The organism is Acinetobacter sp. TGL-Y2 (genome assembly GCF_001612555.1).
Classification (GTDB): Bacteria; Pseudomonadota; Gammaproteobacteria; order Pseudomonadales; family Moraxellaceae; genus Acinetobacter.
Genome location: NZ_CP015110.1, coordinates 2,360,177 through 2,377,067, shown reverse-complemented (window position 1 = coordinate 2,377,067; position 16,891 = coordinate 2,360,177). Strand labels below are relative to the sequence as shown.

Below are 16,891 nucleotides of genomic sequence, written 5' to 3'. Positions count from 1 at the left end.
TTAAGAGTATTTTGGATTATTCTAAGAATTTCACTGTTACACCTGATTTTACTTTTTTGCCCAGATCATTAGCATCCCAGTTGGTCAAACGAATACAACCATGAGATGCAGTTTTTGAAATGAGTGATGGATTCGGTGTACCGTGAATACCAAAGGACTTTTTGCTCAGACCAATCCAGATATTACCCACTGGGCCGTTTGGACCAGGTGGCAACGAAAGTGGCTTGTTATTTTTACCTTGCACAAAGTTACTTGGAGAATAGCTATACCAAGGATTCGGTGCAACGCCAGTCACTTTATAAGTACCTGCGGGTGAGGGGGTATCTGAACTACCAATGGTTGCAGGGAATGAGCCGACCATTTGGTTTTGTTGATTAAATAAATACAGCTGTTTTGCACCTTTGTGCGCCACAATCAAATGAATGTTTTCAGGCAATTCATTGCGAATGCTGGTTACAACAATTTTTTCACCCACTTTATTAAAGGTTGCATTTGGGTTGAGTTTCTTTAAGAAACCTTCATCCATATGGAACTTTTCAGCGAGCATTTCAGAGCTACGGGTGTAATACAAACCCTTCATTTTGGCTTGTAGTGCATAGTCACCCGGAATAGATTTCGCATACGGACCTTTTAAGTCTTCCGCGGTAATGGTGTAAGTCACAAAAGCTGGTTTGCCACCTTGTTTAGCCACCAGTGCATCCCAAGTTTCTTTGGTCAGGACACCCGTTGCTTTTAATCCATTGATTTGTTGGAATGAAGCAATCGCTTTTAAGGTGTTCTTACCACTGGTACCGTCAATAGCTCCCGGTGAAGCATGGGCATTATTGAGCATAACATGGGCGCGAGCATAAACAGGAAATTGACCTTTGCCAATATTGTCATACCAAGATGCATTGTTTAGACCATCAAGTGTCCATGATGCTTTGGCAGCAGGCGTAGCTGTTGATGTCGTGGTTGCAGAAGAGGCAGGCGCGCTCCCAATATCCGCTGTTTGATCTTCAGTATTTTCTAAGTTTTGCAAAGTATCAGCAGCACGATTTAAATCGTTTTGTTCTTGCTGAGTAATGTTAGCGTTAGTAGCCTGACTTGAGGCTGCAGATGCAGAAGAGTCGACCGCTAGAGGATCAATCGGATCTTCAATGGCAGACACTGGGCTTGGAGTTAACGGTTGTTCAGCAGTTGTATTAGCAGCGAATGCAGTACCAGTTAAAATGCAGCTTAAACTCAAAGCAAGTATTGAGCGAACGAACATGTAATTCAACCTTAAGAATTATTCATATTGATTTATAGAAACACAGGAAGTATTGCAGAAAAAAGGACATTGTGCAGTAGTTGTTTTGTTTTAATGAAATTTTTTCCGATGTTACTCATCTTTAAATTTAATCCCGAGAAATTATTAAATTGAAGCCCTTTTTGATATGATCGAGGGAATTTAAATTTAACACTGAGAAAGTAAATGACGACCTTAAAAAATGATCGTTTTCTACGTGCATTGTTACGTGAACCTGTCGATTGCACGCCAGTCTGGATGATGCGTCAAGCGGGTCGTTATTTACCAGAGTACCGTGCGACACGTGCAACCGCAGGTGACTTTCTATCTTTATGTAAAAATCAGGATTTTGCCTGTGAAGTGACCTTACAGCCTTTACGTCGTTATGACCTAGATGCGGCCATTTTATTTTCAGATATTCTGACCGTACCTGATGCTTTGGGTTTAGGACTGTATTTTGAAACGGGTGAAGGTCCTAAATTTCATAAGACCATCCGTACTGAGCAAGATGTGGCGAACTTACCCAAATTCGATGCCAAATCAGATCTCGACTATGTGATGAAAGCAGTATCGACCATTCGTTCAGCATTGGGTGGGCAAGTGCCACTCATTGGCTTCTCTGGCAGTCCATGGACGCTTGCAACTTATATGATTGAAGGCGGTTCGAGTAAGGATTTCCGTTATACCAAAAATATGATGTATGCACAGCCTGAAGTGCTCCATGCTTTGTTAGATCGACTGGCGGATGCCGTGATTGATTACTTAAATGCACAAATTGATGCGGGTGCGCAAGCCATTCAGATCTTTGACAGTTGGGGCGGGGCATTGGCGCACCGTGAATATCTTGAATTTTCGCTGAAATATATGCAGAAAATTGTCAATGGTTTGAAGCGTGAAAATGAGGGGCGTAAAGTTCCTGTGATTTTATTCACCAAAGGTGGCGGTCAATGGTTAGAGCCGATGATTGCAACGGGCGCAGATGCTTTTGGTTTAGATTGGACCACACCGCTGAATATTGCACGCCAAACAGTCAATGGACGCGCTGCACTGCAAGGTAACTTAGATCCAGCGACGCTCTATGGTTCGCCTGCAAGCATTGAGAAATCAGTGAAATTGATGTTGGATGATGCCTATGCTAATGGTGAAAAAACAGGTTATGTGGCGAACTTAGGTCATGGGATTACCCAGTGGGTGGATCCAGCCCATCCGACAGTGTTTATTGACACCGTGCATGAATACAGCGCGAAATACTTGGGTTAATCTAGGCGAATATTGTTGTAGACCCTATGAACCTATTGAAATCTATTTTTGAATTTCACTCTAAGGCAGCTTACGCTGCCTTATTTGGTCTTTTGCTGCTGATTGCCTTTGCTTTGACTGCGCCCATGGGCAATCATGAATATTACGGTCTGTTCCGTTATGATTATTTGCTGATTTATGCATTAATCATTCAACTGTGTTTACTGTTGCTTAAGCTTGAGTCTTGGGCGGAAGCGAAAGTGATTGCCATTTTTCATGTGATGGCGATGGTCATGGAAATCTTTTTGACCCATCCGCAGATTGCTTCGTGGCAATATCCGCAGCCCGCTGTATTCAAAATCATGACTGTACCGCTGTTTGCTGGCTTTATGTATTCGGCTGTCGGAAGTTTTTTCGCCCGATCACTGCGTTTATATCAGGTGTCATTTACAAAGTTACCGACCTTTGCCAATATGTTGTCGCTGGCTGTGTTGTCTTATTTAAACTTTATGACCAAATTCTTTATCAATGACTTTAGATACCTATTGTTTTTGTGGAGTGTGGTGATCTTTTGGGAGACCAAAGTCAGTTTTAGACTTCAACATCATCAAATGAATTTGCCGATGTTACCTGTCTTGATGGTGTTGGCATTTATTATTTGGATTGCAGAAAATATCAGTACCTTTTACAAAATTTGGCTTTATCCGTCACAAGTGGATGCTTGGCATATGGTGGGTTGGGGGAAAATGGGCTCATGGTATTTGCTATTGCTATTGAGCTTAGTTTTGGTTTTGAAAATATTGGGTCAGCGTGATCAAACCGGACGGTGGACTTTAAACAACTAATCGTGCCTATCAAGTGATGTAAAAGTGCATGTGACTTAAAGAGCAATTTGGGGTTTTGTTGCACAAAGGTTTGAAAGGCAGAGCTACCCTAATTGAGCCAAATTTAAGTGGCAACATGGGTATGAGGGCGACCTAGCTCTGTGAATTTATTTAAGACTGCTACGCGTGCATGAATCTCATTCACCTGACTAGGGAAACTCCTTGCCGTTAATTTATCGCCTAATAATTTGATGCAATGCATCTTGGTTTCCACCAAACTTCGACGATGATAACCAGACCACTTTTTCCAAAGGGATCTTCCTGAGAAGCACTGCTTCGCAAGATTAATCGTATTTAATAACTCATTCCGCTCTATAGACATCGCTTGCTGATCTTTCCAAGGCTTTGCATTTTTCCTTGGTGGTATTACCGCATGTGCATCTCGATCTAAAATGACTTGTCGGCAGTGCTTTGTATCATAAGCACCATCTGTACAGACAGAATCAATTTGCTCATCCAAGGGAATTTGAGCAAGTAAATCTTCTAATACTTGTGAATCACTGACATCATTTGTAGTGAGTTGTACAGCCCGTATTTGTAGGGTTTTAGCGTCTATACCAATATGAAGTTTGCGCCATTGACGACGGTATTCAGGCTGATGTTTCTTACGTTTCCATTCACCCTCACCTAAAAATTTCAGACCAGTAGAATCGACGAGTAGATGTAGTCCATCACTACTTTTCTGATAGCTAATTGCGATATCAATATGCTTTTGTCTTCTGCATATGGTCGAATAGTCTGGTGCTATCCAATCTAATCCACAGAGTCTAATCAGACTTTGAACAAAGCCTGTGACCATACGTAAAGATAGGCGAAATAGAGATTTGATCATCAAACAGCATTGGATAGCGGTATCAGAATAGGTGTGATTTCGACCGTGTTTAGCTTTTGGCTGAGCATACCACTGAGTGTTAGGATCAAACCAAATGGAGATATTTCCTCGATTGATTAAGGCTCGATTATAAGAAGACCAATTCGTTGTACGGTAGAGTTTAGGTGTAGGCTTATTCATTCCGAAATTATATTGCTGAATGAACATCTAATGGTAGGTTTGTGCAACAAAGCCATTCCAATCTGCAATTTCAGTTTGATCCGCAAAATGCTGTGCGTGTGGGCTGAGAATATCAATCTCAGCAGGGCGAGGCTTGGGACAAATGGAATTTGGCTTACGTGAATTTCTTTTAACAATGAACTAAAAAGAATCTCCTAAGCAGTGATGCTTTCAGACACAATGACTAAGACAACATTATTGAGAAATGTTTAAGCTGGAATACAACTAAGCTCAAATACAACGAAAGTCACTCGAAACATGCCGACAAAATAGGCATAATATAAGTATTAATGATGATTGATATCTTATTTTCTTATGAATGAATTGTGGCTGGCTTTCTTCGGTGGAACACTGCTGGGTTTATCGGTCGTAGGGTATTTATATATTCACGGTCGAATCGCAGGCATCAGTGGACTGATCGCGCAAATTTTAAATCCTCAAACCATTTTTAAAACGCCGGCACTGTGGTTTATTTTGGGTATTTTTATTGTGCCATTTTTCTTTAAAAATCAATGGAGTGATTCCATCGAATTCAATGCTTCTCCCATGCTTATGATCATTGCAGGTTTGTTGGTGGGCGTAGGTACACGAATGGGCTCAGGCTGCACCAGTGGTCACGGTATTTGTGGCATCAGTCGTTTATCCCAGCGTTCACTCATCGCGACACTGTGCTTTATGCTGACAGCAGGCGTGACCGTGTTTGTGATGCGTCATGGTTTTGGAGTGAGCGCATGAAAAATCTGATCGCATTTTTATTGGGTGGATTATTTTCTTTGGGGTTAATGGTTTCAGGCATGGCAAATCCTGAAAAAGTGCTGAACTTTTTAGATGTATTTGGAGATTGGGATCCTAGTCTGGCTTTGGTCATGGCAGGTGCTATAGGGGTGGCTTTGATTCCTTTTCAATGGGCGCTCAGCCACTCAAATACCACCACAGTCTATGGGGAAAAGATTGAACTGCCTCTGCAAACGAAAATCGATTCAAAACTGATAGCGGGGAGTGCTTTATTTGGCATCGGTTGGGGAATCGCAGGCATTTGTCCAGCCCCGAGTTTGACCTTAATTGGATTAGGATATAGTCAAGCACTGTATTTTATTACCGCAATGCTGTTGGGGATTTGGGGCTATGGCTTTGTTCAGCGCGCTGTCGATCGGAAACCTCATCAAAAGTGAAAGGGCTAAGCATGTCAGAACAGGTACCACACATGTCTATTTCAAATCAACGCTTAGGGGTAAGCAGACCTCAGGTTCAAGCATTTTTTGATGAGCAGACCAACACCTTTAGTTATGTGGTTAGTGACGCTGTGAAGCTGCAATGCGCGATTATTGACAGCGTTTTAAACTATGACGCCGCGGCGGTAAGAACCAGCACAACTTTAGCAGATCAGATCATTGATTATATTAAACTAAAGCATTTACAGGTTGAATGGATTTTAGAAACCCACGTGCATGCAGATCACTTGAGTGCTGCGCAATATTTAAAGTCAAAACTTGGTGGAAAAGTCGCGATTGGTCACCAGATTGAAACGGTACAACAGGTCTTTGCCACAATCTATGATATGGATGTAAACGCGTTGATTCAGCAGCAACCATTTGATTATTTGTTTAAAGCTGATGAAGTCTTTCAGATTGGTCAGTTGCAGGCTCAGGTGATTGCAACTCCAGGTCATACGCCAGCGTGTGTATCGTATGTGATAGGTGATGCAGTATTCGTCGGCGATACTTTATTTATGCCTGACTATGGCACAGCACGTTGTGATTTTCCTCAAGGGGATGCGGCACAGCTTTATGATTCAGTGCAACATTTATATCGCTTGCCAGATGAATATCGGGTGTTTTTGTGTCATGACTATTTGCCGGGGCATAGATCTGAATATCAATGCGAAACCAGCATGGGTGTGCAAAAAACCAAAAATATTCACATTCAATATGATTCAGATAAACAGAGCTTTATTGAGATGCGTAATCAACGCGATGCAAAGCTTTCTCTACCTAAAATCATGCTTGCTGCCATTCAAATTAAGGTAGTGTCTAAATATGACGTGTTAACCACTTATCTTTCATGTCTTGATTGTATTTTAATAAAAACATATGCAAGACAGCTTCATGATTTTCTTTCTTCTTCGAAAAGCTTAAAGTTTTCCGTGTAAAACGCCCTAAGCGATTTCTTAATGTGGCATTGAACCGCTCAACATGGTTCGTTAAACCTGTATGTTTACCTACAGAGCGATGGGTACCAGGATCAAACACCTCAGCATAACTTGACCAATAATCACTACATGTTGCTAAATTAAAGTAGCTTGAGGGAATACGGCAACGTAAATCTGTACATGTTTTATCATTGCGCTGACCACATACATAAGCGACGACCTGACGTGTACGACAGCATAGTGCAATCCAACTCCAAACCTTATGACGACGAGCTTTTACAAAGCTCCAAAGTTCATCCAGTTCTAGAACATCTGTTGGATGAGCATCAAGTAATTCGTCACTCAATTTCCTGTTGTTTACTTTTTTTTATCCATCCCATGAGCGTTTGAGGTGCAACACCAAATAGACGCTGCATGCCTCTTAAACTGCCTCGTTCAAGATAAGTATTGATGATGAGTTCTTTTTGCTCTTCGGTATATTTGATTTTAGGTTTGAGCACACTTGATCGACCGCAATCTTTACATCTGAACTGCGCATTCCCGCTTTTATTGTGTCCATTCTTATAAATATTTGCTGATTGGCAACGGGTACATAAGTAGCTTATCGTTTCTATGATCATGTTTAAGGTCTATTACTCAGGTATTTTTAAGTCTATTCTAGATTGAACCACGTTAATTTTGCACACTACCCAAATTAATATGAAAGCAGGCCAATTGCCTGAAGCCAATGCCAAGGGTCAGCGTTATTTGAAGCTGCCATTGAATCATTTTTAAATTTTCATTTTGGCCATGGTTTTGGATATATTGTTTAATCATCTAGGTCCAAGAAGTTTATATTTGACCTTGAAGTTGTTGAGACGTTGATGATCTTTAAACAATATAAGTAGATGATTCTAAAATAATTCTAAAATAATTCTAAAATGCTGCTAAAGGCGTAAATGAAGACAAAAAAATACCGTGATGCTGATGAGGAGTCAGCGTCACGGTATGGCTAAATCAGAGCAAATTATTTATCTTTGCTGCTTTTCGCTTTGCTGTTTTTGGCTTTGGTGGTTGATGCTTTAGCGGTTTTCTTTTCAGAGTCTTTGCTTTTGGCACTTTTGGCTTTCGGTTCAGCTTTCTCCTTTTTGCTTTTTAAGTCTTTAGTTTTAGTATCCTTTTCTTTTGTATCTTTGCTTTTAGATTCGGCCTTACTGGTTGATTTCGGTGCTTTGGTTTTTGATTCTTTGGTAGATTTTGACTCGTTTGATTTAGAGTCTTTGGCCTTGGTTTCTTTCGCCTTAGTTTCTTTGGCTTTAGTGTCTATGGTTTTGGTGTCAGCTTTGGCCTTGGTTTTTGCTTCAGGCTTTGCTTTCGCCGTGGTTTTTTTACTGTCTTTTTCAGCTGTTTCTTTTTGAGTATCTTTTGCTGCAGTTTTTTTTGCAGGTGTTGGTTTTCTCGTTGCTGTAGCCATATTTTTAATTCCTTTATTTTTCAAAAATTGTCATAAAGTGAAGGTGATAACCCACGCATTTGAAATGCGAAGACACATGTTTATCAATGGTCATGATTTAATGTAGTCTTAAATCAGTTTAAAAGCAGGGCATGAATGTTTCGAACTATGTCATTGTAAGAATTAAAATATGAGTAATTGATATGGCTCAAGTTTTATTTTGATTTGTAAGTTTTATTACAGGAAAGTGACATATTTAAATAATTTGAGATATTTTGCTACACATTGTAAAAGTGTATAGCTTAGAACTAGTTATCTAAAAAAGAGCAGGCATAAAGTAAAAAACCTCGAAATTCGAGGTTTTTTGATGATTTTATTTTAATAGCTTTCAGGTACAGCACTTAAAAACTCACGACGTTCTTCTTTATTGGTTTTAAAGTCACCGACAAAAGAAACGGTACGTGTCGTTGATTCCTGCTTGCCTACGCCACGCATCATCATACACATATGCGCAGAGTCAATCATGACTGCAACACCGCGCGCTTTGGTCACTTCAGCAACAGCTTCTGCAATTTGCTGAGTTAAGTTTTCTTGAATCTGTAAACGACGCGCAAACATTTCTGTAATGCGGGCAAATTTAGATAAACCCAAGACATTGCCTTCTGGTAAATAGGCAATATGCACACGACCATAAAACGGCAACAAGTGATGTTCACAAAGCGAATAGAATTCGATGTTTTTAACCAAAACCATTTCACGGTTATCAGAAGGGAAGACCGCATTATTGGTCACTTCTTCTAGTGTTTGGTTGTATCCTGATGTCAAATACGAAAAAGCTTTAGCAGCACGTATTGGTGTATCTTTAAGACCAGGACGAGTGAGATCTTCACCAACGGCGGTTAGAATGTTGGCGTAGGATTGCTGCATAGACATAAGACGTGTTCACTTACACTGATATTGAACAAGGACGGCATTGTATCAGAAAACAATTACATTGCCGTCGTTTGAAGGAAATTTCCGATTATGGATTGGACTTTGGATTCTTTTCTGTACGTTTGAGCAGAACCAAGACCGCACCCGTGCCGCCTTGTTTCTCTGGCGCACTAACAAAAGCCAATACATCACGGTGCTGACGCAGCCAACCATTTACATAAGTTTTTAAAATCGCATCTGGACCTTTGCCATGGACAATTTTGAGTACATTCTGATTTTCATCTTTGGCAATTTGAATAATTTGAAGCACCGCCATACGTGCATCTTCAATGGTGCAACCATGCAGATCAACCGCTTCAAACCAACGCAAATTACCTGCTTTTAAGTCTTCAAACACTTTATGTTGTAAGGTCGCAATGCGATAACTTAATGCCGCCTGACTCGCAACAGGGTTCAACATGGCTTGCGTGTCGGACAGCTCTGCGCCTTCAATCAGTTGCGGACCTTCGGCAGCCGCGCGTTTGGCTAAGGTTTGGCTATCAACTTTTTTAACACGTGGTTTTTCAATCTGTGCAATGTTTGAGGTGTCCATCTTTTTGACACCTTGCATGGATTTTGAAAACAAAGCAAAATCATCTTCCTCAGCGGGTTGATCTTGTACTTTTGATTCAGTAGCTTGAACAACGTGTTGAGAGTGAGGCTGAGCGATCTGTTTTTTAAATGATTTCAATAAGTCATACTGCGCTTTTGAAAGCGAGGAATCATGTTTACTCATAAGTTAAAGAAACATCGAGTGAAAAGGATTTGGCGAACATTATAGTCAGAAATCCAATCATTTTGAACTGAATAGGCTTCACATTTGTTTAGAGTTTAAGGTTTCAGGAATTATGTTCAGTATGATTTTTTTTAATTTTGATCTTAAATTAACCAGGAGAAGCGAACTTCTCCTATTTATTAAAAATTCCAGATTATATGGATTGAGGTTCACCAAACAAATCACGAAATGCATGGTCTGGTCGTGATTGCTTCATAAAACTTTCACCGACTAAGAAAGCATGAATGTCATTTTCTTGCATCATGGCAACATCGGCTGGCGTTGCAATCCCACTTTCGGTAACCAGTAAGCGTGAAGGCTCAAGCATATCTTTTAAACGCAGTGAGGTTTTTAAGTCCACGTCAAAGGTCTTTAGGTTGCGATTATTCACCCCTAAAATACAACGCTCAGAAAGCTGCATTGCCCGTTCAAGCTCTGCTTCATCATGCACTTCTACAAGCACATCTAAATTGTACTCAAATGCAGTTTTAGACATCTCTTCAAGTTGTTGATCTGACAACGACGCTACAATTAAAAGAATACAGTCTGCATGCAAGGCACGTGCTTCAATCACGCCGTAAGGATGAATTAAAAAATCCTTACGTAACGCAGGCAAAGCACAATGTGAACGCGCAATGTGAATGTTCTCATCTGCACCTTGGAAAAAGTCAACATCGGTCAGCACGGATAAACATGCTGCACCCGCAGCTTCATATTGCTCAGCAATTTCAGCGGGATTAAAGTTTTCACGAATCACGCCTTTAGACGGAGAGGCTTTTTTAATTTCAGCAATCACCGCAGGGCGTTTAGCCGTTAAAGCTTGCGCAAAACAACGCACAGGTGTCGCAGCCAACGCCAATTGTTCAACGTCATATAAACTGTGCTGTTTTAAGCGAATTTTAAATTCTTCGTGTTTACGATCTACAATTTTACCTAAAATGGTATTCTTAATATCAATCATGCGCATGGCTCCGTGCGTATTAGGCTTGGTATTGTTTAAGGGTTTTGGTAAATTCAGACAAAACACTTAATTTTTCCAAAGCTTGTCCACCATAGATAATGTCATGTGCGAGCGCCACCCCTTGTTTATAGCTGCTGGTCAGCCCTGAAACGTAAATACCTGCACCTGCGTTTAACGCGATCATATTCGCGGCTTTCTCACCGACAGCAGATTTTTTCTTGCCTAAGGCATTATTGATCAGCGCTAAACTTTGAGCTGAGTCTTCAATCATTAAACCGACTAGAGTTTGTGATTCGATGTCAACATTTTCAGGTGTAATTTCCCATTCAGTCACTTCGCCATTTTTCAGTTCAGCCACGTACGTAGTCGATGCAAGACTAATTTCATCTAAACCATCTTTAGAATGCACAACCATCACGTGTTCAGCACCGAGTTGCTTCATGACTTCTGCAATCGGACGACATAATTCGTTGGAAAAAACGCCAATGACTAAACGTTTTACCCCAGCCGGATTCGTAAGCGGGCCGAGTAAGTTGAAAATGCTACGGAAGCCTAATTCTTTACGTGGACCAACAGCGTATTTCATGGCTTTATGATGATTCGGTGCAAACAAGAAACCCACACCCATTTCACGGATACAGCGCTCAGTCTGAGCCATGTTGAGATCAAGATTGATGCCTGCGATTTCTAGCAAATCAGAAGAACCAGACTTGGTTGAAACTCCACGGTTGCCATGCTTTGCGATGGTTGCACCCGCGGCAGCAATCACAAAGCTCGATGCCGTCGATACGTTAAATAAGTTTTGACCATCGCCGCCTGTCCCGACGATATCGACCAAATAAGGCACATCACTAACATCAATTTTAATCGCATATTCGCGCATGACCCGTGCTGCGGCAGTAATTTCATCAATACTTTCGCCTTTTAAACGCAGACCCATCATCAGTGCGCCAATTTGTGCGTCTGTTGCTTCGCCATTCATGATCGTGCGCATCACATCTTCCATTTGCGGTTGAGTGAGTTCGATATTTTTTGTGATGTTATTTAAAGCTTGTTGAATATTCATAATCTGGTTCGCGCTCTTATGCGTAAATTTCTAAGAAGTTTTTAAAGATTTGATGACCATGTTGGCTCAGAATTGACTCTGGGTGAAATTGCACACCTTCAATTGGCAATGTCTTATGCTTCACACCCATAATCTCTTCCATCGAACCATCTTGTTCTTGCGTCCAGCAATTTACTTCTAAACATTCAGGTACACTGGTTTGATCGATCACAAGTGAGTGATAGCGTGTCGCTGAAAAAGGCGAAGGAAGATTGCTGAAAATGCCAGTGTCATTGTGGTACATATCGGACAAACGACCATGCATCACGGTTTTGGCACGGATAATTTTGCCACCAAAAGCCTGACCAATGGCTTGATGACCCAAACACACGCCAAGCAATGGAATTTTGCCCGCAAAATGTTGAATCGCCGGAATAGAAATTCCCGCTTCAGATGGTGAACAAGGACCTGGACCAATCACCAAATACTTCGGTTGCCATCGTTCAATTTCCTCTAATGTGACTTGATCATTGCGAACCACTTTTACTTCTTGATCTAACTCGCCGAAATATTGAACGATGTTATAAGTAAAGCTATCGTAATTGTCTATCATTAGAAGCATGAGACTGAACCTACTAACCTATTGAAATTTATGCACCGAATTGTGCTTTTTGTCATCCTTAATCGAATATGCCGCATCTGATCTTAAAACGTTGCTTTGCTTTTGGTTAAACCAGATGAAGGATATGATTGGAGATCATCATAGCAAAAAATCAACAATTTCAGCGCATTTATTTTATGGGGCTTTTTATCCGAGACATTGCACTCACTGGTTATCAGCGATTAGATGCAGCTCATAATGAAATGGTTAAATAAACCACGACAACATCAAGCTGAATAAGTTGATTTGAATATTAAAATGCTTGATATTAAGATCTCATTTTCAAATTCGCTTAAGGCTTTCAAAGACATTGTTCGGCCTGAATGAATCTAGCAACGTCCTTGGTAAAACATTTTAAACAGACAATATTGATTTGATTTTATAGATTAATGAGTTTAATGGCGTTAGAATCTGAAGCGTTCGAACAGTTTTCTAAGAACATTCAAAAGACTATAAAAAATCGAATTATTCGAAAAAGGCAGTAAATGCTTTCATTATAAAAGTATGCATCAAAACCATATACATTCGAGCTTGGGGGATATATGAAGGAACAGCTTAAAATTGCTATTTTTGGCTTGAGCCTGAATATTTTAGAGCATATCAAACAAGAAATTCAGTCAATTTATCCAGACATACACATTGCATGGGTGAATATTAGTGACCCTGCACTGGATGTATTGTTGGTCAATGAAATTTTTTTTAACGCTGATAGCATTCAACATATAGTCAACGCTAAACACGTGCCTTATTTAAGATTAATCACTGCGCATGAGAAAGCTGGCAGTATTGCTGATGATATTTTGTATCTCCCTTTTCAAATGACTGATCAAATCCGTGAATGGTTCAAAATTCATCTGACGTATACGTCGACTGATAAAACTGAACGTTTGACACGAGCACCTTATAAAAAAGCTGATGTTGATAAAGTCATTCAAGAATTTTTGAATGAGCGCAATGACAACATTCAAATCTTTGATGCCAGTGGCAATATTGGTTTGATGAACACGCGAACAGAACAAGTCTGGTTAGATCCTGAGCGTAAGTTAAAAGGCACCGATAGCTCAATTAACTATACTTATGCCACGATGCAAATGGCGCAAAGCGTGATCCATACTCAAGGCATGGATTTGCGTATCTGGCTATGGAATACCTTGTGGTACTCCAATGAACTTCTGAAATCTCATTCAAGCACGGATTTTTATAAATTAGTGTTTTGGCCACAACCTGATCCAATTGCTGATCGTAGAGAAATTTTTCAAATTGCAGCCTGTTTTGAAAAAGGTGCCAACATTCAACAAGTCGAACAAAATTTAGAGGTTTCTCAAGACCGAATTATGAAATTTGTTTCAGTCGCTTTAATGTGTGGTGCATTATGCGAGATTTCAATCGATGAAGCGCATTTAGTTCAGGATGATGCAGATGAAGCTCCAAGTGGACTCGGACGCTTTTTTCTTAAGATCAGATCTAAACTGGGTTTAGGCTCTTAAATTTAAAAACGAAATATAATCGACAAATTTGGAAATGAGGTAGATTCAGTCATCACTCATGCCAATCACAATTGAAACGCATCTAACACTAATGGAATGAGGGGGAGCGCATGATTTTACAGAAGTATAAAATCGTTTTTGGAGGTCCATTGGGATCAGGGAAAACCAATTCGATACAAACACTTACTGAAGTATCTATGTTGTCTATCGATGCCATAAATCCAGCGAAGAAATCAGATCCAAATAAAGTATCAAGTGTGAATATTGAATATGCTGAAATTGAACTCGATGAAGGTTTAATCGTGGGGCTATATGCAACCCCTACAGCACATTTAGATTCAATAGGGGCAAAGCTGTGTAAGGATGCAGTCGGCGCAGTTATTCTGATTGATCATTCTTTAAAAAGTGCAGTCGAAGATTTGGAATACTATGTCGATGCTTTTAAAAAACACCTGTCTAATATCGTGATCGGCGTGACACACCTTGATGAAGATCCGCAGCAATTATTAAAAAAATATCGTAACTGGATCAGTATGCGCAGTGAAACACTACCTTTATTTGCTATTGATGCTAGACAAAAGGATGATGTACTGATACTGATCGAGGCATTGATTGCACGCGCAGAGCAAGAATAGAGCTCGATAAATCAATAAAACACCATTTTGGTGCGTAAATTTGATGCTTAAATAGAATGAATTCTTGTAATTCGTTTATTTAATTTTTGAGGAATAATCTTGAAAAAGGGCTATTCTAATTTAATTTTATTCTCATTTTATCTTTTAATCTAAAGCAAGTCTTTCAATCTATTCAGCTTTAGTCTGAGCCTAAAATTAAATAAGGATGTGGCTAAAAAAATCAGATTTTTTTGATGGCACCAAATTGATGCGCCATAATGGTGCTCGAATGATTTGACCAAAATTAAAATAAAGTTCTGTGATTGAATATGGTGCATTTCAGTATTCACACAGTATAATAAAGGCATTTATAAACCGACTAAGCTTGTTTTCTTATAAGAATTTCAAGATTTTAGATTTGTTTATGAAAGTTGGTATGAGAATTGCTTAATATCTACTAACTTCTAACACGCACGAATACGTGCAACAAAAAATTCATTGGAGCAAAATGAGCATGGCGAACAAAGTCCTTCAACTCATACAAGAAAGTGGCGCAAAGTGGGTCGATTTTCGCTTTACTGATACTAAGGGTAAAGAGCAGCACGTGACTTACCCAGCTGACACAGTGGATGAAGACACCTTCGAAGACGGTAAAATGTTTGATGGTTCTTCAATTGCTGGTTGGAAAGGTATTGAAGCATCTGACATGATTTTACGCCCAGACGCTGCAACAGGTTTCCTTGACCCGTTCTTTGCTGAGGCGACAGTTGTTGTGACTTGTGACGTGATCGAACCATCTACAGGTCAAGGTTATGACCGTGATCCACGTTCGATCGCTCGCCGTGCAGAAGAATATTTAAAATCTACAGGGATTGGTGATACTGCATTCTTCGGCCCTGAACCAGAATTCTTCGTTTTTGACGAAGTAAAATGGGAAATCGACATGTCTGGCGCGCGCCATACATTGATCGCTGAAGAGGCGGCTTGGTCGACCAATAAAGACTACGAAGGTGGTAACTCCGGTCATCGTCCACGTGTAAAAGGCGGTTATTTCCCAGTTCCTCCTGTGGATTCTTCTCATGATATGCGTGCAGAAATGTGTGCAAAAATCGAAGACATCATGGGCCCTGGTCGTGTAGAAGTACATCACCATGAAGTTGCATCTTGCCAGTTAGAGATAGGTGTGAGCTTCAATACCATGGTTCGTAAAGCGGACGAAGTTCAACAGTTCAAATATGCTGTTTGGAACGTTGCGCATCAATATGCGAAAACTGCTACATTCATGCCTAAACCCATGGTGGGCGATAACGGTTCTGGTATGCATGTGCATATCTCTATCTCTAAAGATGGCAAAAACTTATTTGCTGGCGACGAATACGCAGGTTTGTCAGAAATGGCGCTTTACTTCATTGGCGGTGTGATTAAGCATGCACGTTCATTGAATGCGATCACGAACCCTTCTACGAACTCGTACAAGCGTTTAGTACCACATTATGAAGCACCGATTATGCTTGCTTACTCAGCACGTAACCGTTCGGCTTCTATCCGTATTCCTTACGTATCTAGCCCGAAAGGCAAGCGTATCGAAGCACGTTTCCCAGATCCAATGATGAACCCGTACTTAGGTTTTGCGGCATTGTTGATGGCGGGTATCGACGGTATCCAGAACAAGATCCATCCGGGTGAAGCTGCGGACAAAAACTTGTATGATCTTCCTCCTGAAGAAGAAGCGAAAATTCCTACAGTGGCACATAGCTTGGATATGGCACTAGAAGCACTTCAAGCAGATCACGATTACCTACTTAAAGGTGGTGTGTTCACTAAAGACATGCTTGATGCGTATATCGAGCTTAAAACTGAAGAAGTGCGTCGTTTGAACACGACTACGCATCCAGTTGAATTTGATATGTACTACAGCTTGTAATTCTTTTTAAGAATTCTGGTTTTAAAAACCCGCCTTGTGCGGGTTTTTTTCGATCTTGGGTTAATATGTTGTTAGAGATCAAGATTGAGAGTTGCTATGGCAAAGCCCCGTAAAAAACACACCAGTTTTTATCCTTGGATTGATCCTAAAGATCATGAAAAAGGCTTTAAACTGAATTTTTCGGAAGTCACGTATATGGAAATAGGACGGACAGCTGAAGGATATAAACAAGCTGAATTTATAGAACTCAAAAATCCAGAATTGGCTTTAAGTTTTGATTACCCAAAAAGCTTTTATCTCAGTGCTGAAGGTTTTATTTTAATTAAAACGCCACAAGGACAATTTGAAGTGATTGCTAAAACGGACAATTGTTAATCTTAACTATGTCTAAATCCATATGAACCATATTTTTGAATATAACAAGCAA

The 16,891-nt window shown here is 40.2% G+C and carries 19 protein-coding genes; 9 read left to right on the top strand and 10 right to left on the bottom strand.

The window, feature by feature from the left end; translation table 11 throughout:
* Positions 1-16: 16 nt before the first annotated feature.
* Positions 17-1,252: a L,D-transpeptidase family protein gene (locus AMD27_RS11330; protein ID WP_067660510.1), complete on the bottom strand. Its 1,236-nt coding sequence runs from the start codon at positions 1,250-1,252 to the stop codon at positions 17-19.
* A gap of 204 nt (positions 1,253-1,456) precedes the next feature.
* Between AMD27_RS11330 and hemE the strand changes: the two genes are divergently transcribed.
* Together hemE and AMD27_RS11320 are read left to right on the top strand one after the other, a co-directional pair.
* A complete protein-coding gene (gene hemE / locus AMD27_RS11325) occupies positions 1,457-2,530 on the top strand; it encodes a uroporphyrinogen decarboxylase (RefSeq protein ID WP_067660507.1) in 1,074 nt (357 codons plus the stop codon).
* Positions 2,531-2,556: 26 nt separating this feature from the next.
* Positions 2,557-3,354 carry a DUF817 family protein gene (locus tag AMD27_RS11320; protein WP_067660504.1) on the top strand — a complete coding sequence of 266 codons (798 nt, stop codon included), beginning with the start codon at positions 2,557-2,559 and terminating at the stop codon, positions 3,352-3,354.
* Between the two features lie 103 nt (positions 3,355-3,457).
* On the opposite strand, the gene AMD27_RS11315 is transcribed toward AMD27_RS11320, so the two are convergent.
* Entirely contained in the window at positions 3,458-4,405 is a 948-nt protein-coding gene (locus tag AMD27_RS11315; RefSeq protein ID WP_067662984.1) for an IS5 family transposase, read from the bottom strand.
* Between the two features lie 354 nt (positions 4,406-4,759).
* On the opposite strand from AMD27_RS11315, the gene AMD27_RS11310 reads away from it, so the two are divergent.
* The 3 genes from AMD27_RS11310 to AMD27_RS11300 are packed head-to-tail and all read left to right on the top strand — an operon-like array spanning position 4,760 to position 6,593.
* On the top strand, positions 4,760-5,179 hold the full coding sequence (locus tag AMD27_RS11310) for a YeeE/YedE family protein (RefSeq protein ID WP_067660502.1): 420 nt from the start codon (positions 4,760-4,762) through the stop codon (positions 5,177-5,179).
* Entirely contained in the window at positions 5,176-5,616 is a 441-nt protein-coding gene (locus AMD27_RS11305; RefSeq protein ID WP_067660500.1) for a DUF6691 family protein, read from the top strand. Before AMD27_RS11310 ends, AMD27_RS11305 begins: the two co-directional genes overlap by 4 nt.
* Before the next feature lie 32 nt (positions 5,617-5,648).
* The gene (locus tag AMD27_RS11300; RefSeq protein WP_081406020.1) at positions 5,649-6,593 is read left to right on the top strand and encodes an MBL fold metallo-hydrolase; all 945 of its coding nucleotides are present in this window, start codon (positions 5,649-5,651) and stop codon (positions 6,591-6,593) included.
* Here the strand turns inward: AMD27_RS11300 and AMD27_RS18185 are convergent.
* The 8 genes from AMD27_RS18185 to AMD27_RS11265 form a co-directional block, all read right to left on the bottom strand.
* On the bottom strand, positions 6,475-6,939 hold the full coding sequence (locus AMD27_RS18185; RefSeq protein ID WP_067656583.1) for an IS1 family transposase: 465 nt from the start codon (positions 6,937-6,939) through the stop codon (positions 6,475-6,477). The genes AMD27_RS11300 and AMD27_RS18185 overlap by 119 nt on opposite strands.
* A complete protein-coding gene (locus tag AMD27_RS11295) occupies positions 6,932-7,213 on the bottom strand; it encodes a transposase-like zinc-binding domain-containing protein (RefSeq protein ID WP_067656586.1) in 282 nt (93 codons plus the stop codon). The genes AMD27_RS18185 and AMD27_RS11295 overlap by 8 nt, the downstream gene beginning before the upstream one ends.
* Before the next feature lie 386 nt (positions 7,214-7,599).
* Complete coding sequence (locus AMD27_RS11290) at positions 7,600-8,046, bottom strand: hypothetical protein (RefSeq protein WP_067660494.1); 447 nt, start codon at positions 8,044-8,046, stop codon at positions 7,600-7,602.
* Positions 8,047-8,403: 357 nt separating this feature from the next.
* Complete coding sequence (folE, locus tag AMD27_RS11285) at positions 8,404-8,952, bottom strand: GTP cyclohydrolase I FolE (protein ID WP_171254849.1); 549 nt, start codon at positions 8,950-8,952, stop codon at positions 8,404-8,406.
* 94 nt (positions 8,953-9,046) lie between these two features.
* A complete protein-coding gene (locus AMD27_RS11280; protein WP_067660488.1) occupies positions 9,047-9,733 on the bottom strand; it encodes a Smr/MutS family protein in 687 nt (228 codons plus the stop codon).
* 193 nt (positions 9,734-9,926) lie between these two features.
* On the bottom strand, positions 9,927-10,733 hold the full coding sequence (trpC, locus tag AMD27_RS11275; protein ID WP_067660485.1) for an indole-3-glycerol phosphate synthase TrpC: 807 nt from the start codon (positions 10,731-10,733) through the stop codon (positions 9,927-9,929).
* Positions 10,734-10,752: 19 nt separating this feature from the next.
* Positions 10,753-11,799 carry an anthranilate phosphoribosyltransferase gene (gene trpD / locus AMD27_RS11270; protein WP_067660482.1) on the bottom strand — a complete coding sequence of 349 codons (1,047 nt, stop codon included), beginning with the start codon at positions 11,797-11,799 and terminating at the stop codon, positions 10,753-10,755.
* 16 nt (positions 11,800-11,815) lie between these two features.
* On the bottom strand, positions 11,816-12,400 hold the full coding sequence (locus tag AMD27_RS11265) for an anthranilate synthase component II (RefSeq protein WP_067660479.1): 585 nt from the start codon (positions 12,398-12,400) through the stop codon (positions 11,816-11,818).
* A gap of 581 nt (positions 12,401-12,981) precedes the next feature.
* On the opposite strand from AMD27_RS11265, the gene AMD27_RS11260 reads away from it, so the two are divergent.
* From AMD27_RS11260 to AMD27_RS11245, 4 genes are all read left to right on the top strand, one after another.
* Entirely contained in the window at positions 12,982-13,926 is a 945-nt protein-coding gene (locus tag AMD27_RS11260) for a hypothetical protein (protein WP_067660476.1), read from the top strand.
* Between the two features lie 110 nt (positions 13,927-14,036).
* Positions 14,037-14,561, top strand: a complete 525-nt coding sequence (locus AMD27_RS11255; RefSeq protein ID WP_067660474.1) for a GTP-binding protein — start codon at positions 14,037-14,039, stop codon at positions 14,559-14,561.
* Positions 14,562-15,048: 487 nt separating this feature from the next.
* Positions 15,049-16,464: a type I glutamate--ammonia ligase gene (glnA, locus tag AMD27_RS11250; protein WP_171254802.1), complete on the top strand. Its 1,416-nt coding sequence runs from the start codon at positions 15,049-15,051 to the stop codon at positions 16,462-16,464.
* A 96-nt stretch (positions 16,465-16,560) separates the two neighbouring features.
* Complete coding sequence (locus AMD27_RS11245) at positions 16,561-16,839, top strand: hypothetical protein (RefSeq protein ID WP_067660468.1); 279 nt, start codon at positions 16,561-16,563, stop codon at positions 16,837-16,839.
* Positions 16,840-16,891: the final 52 nt, after the last annotated feature.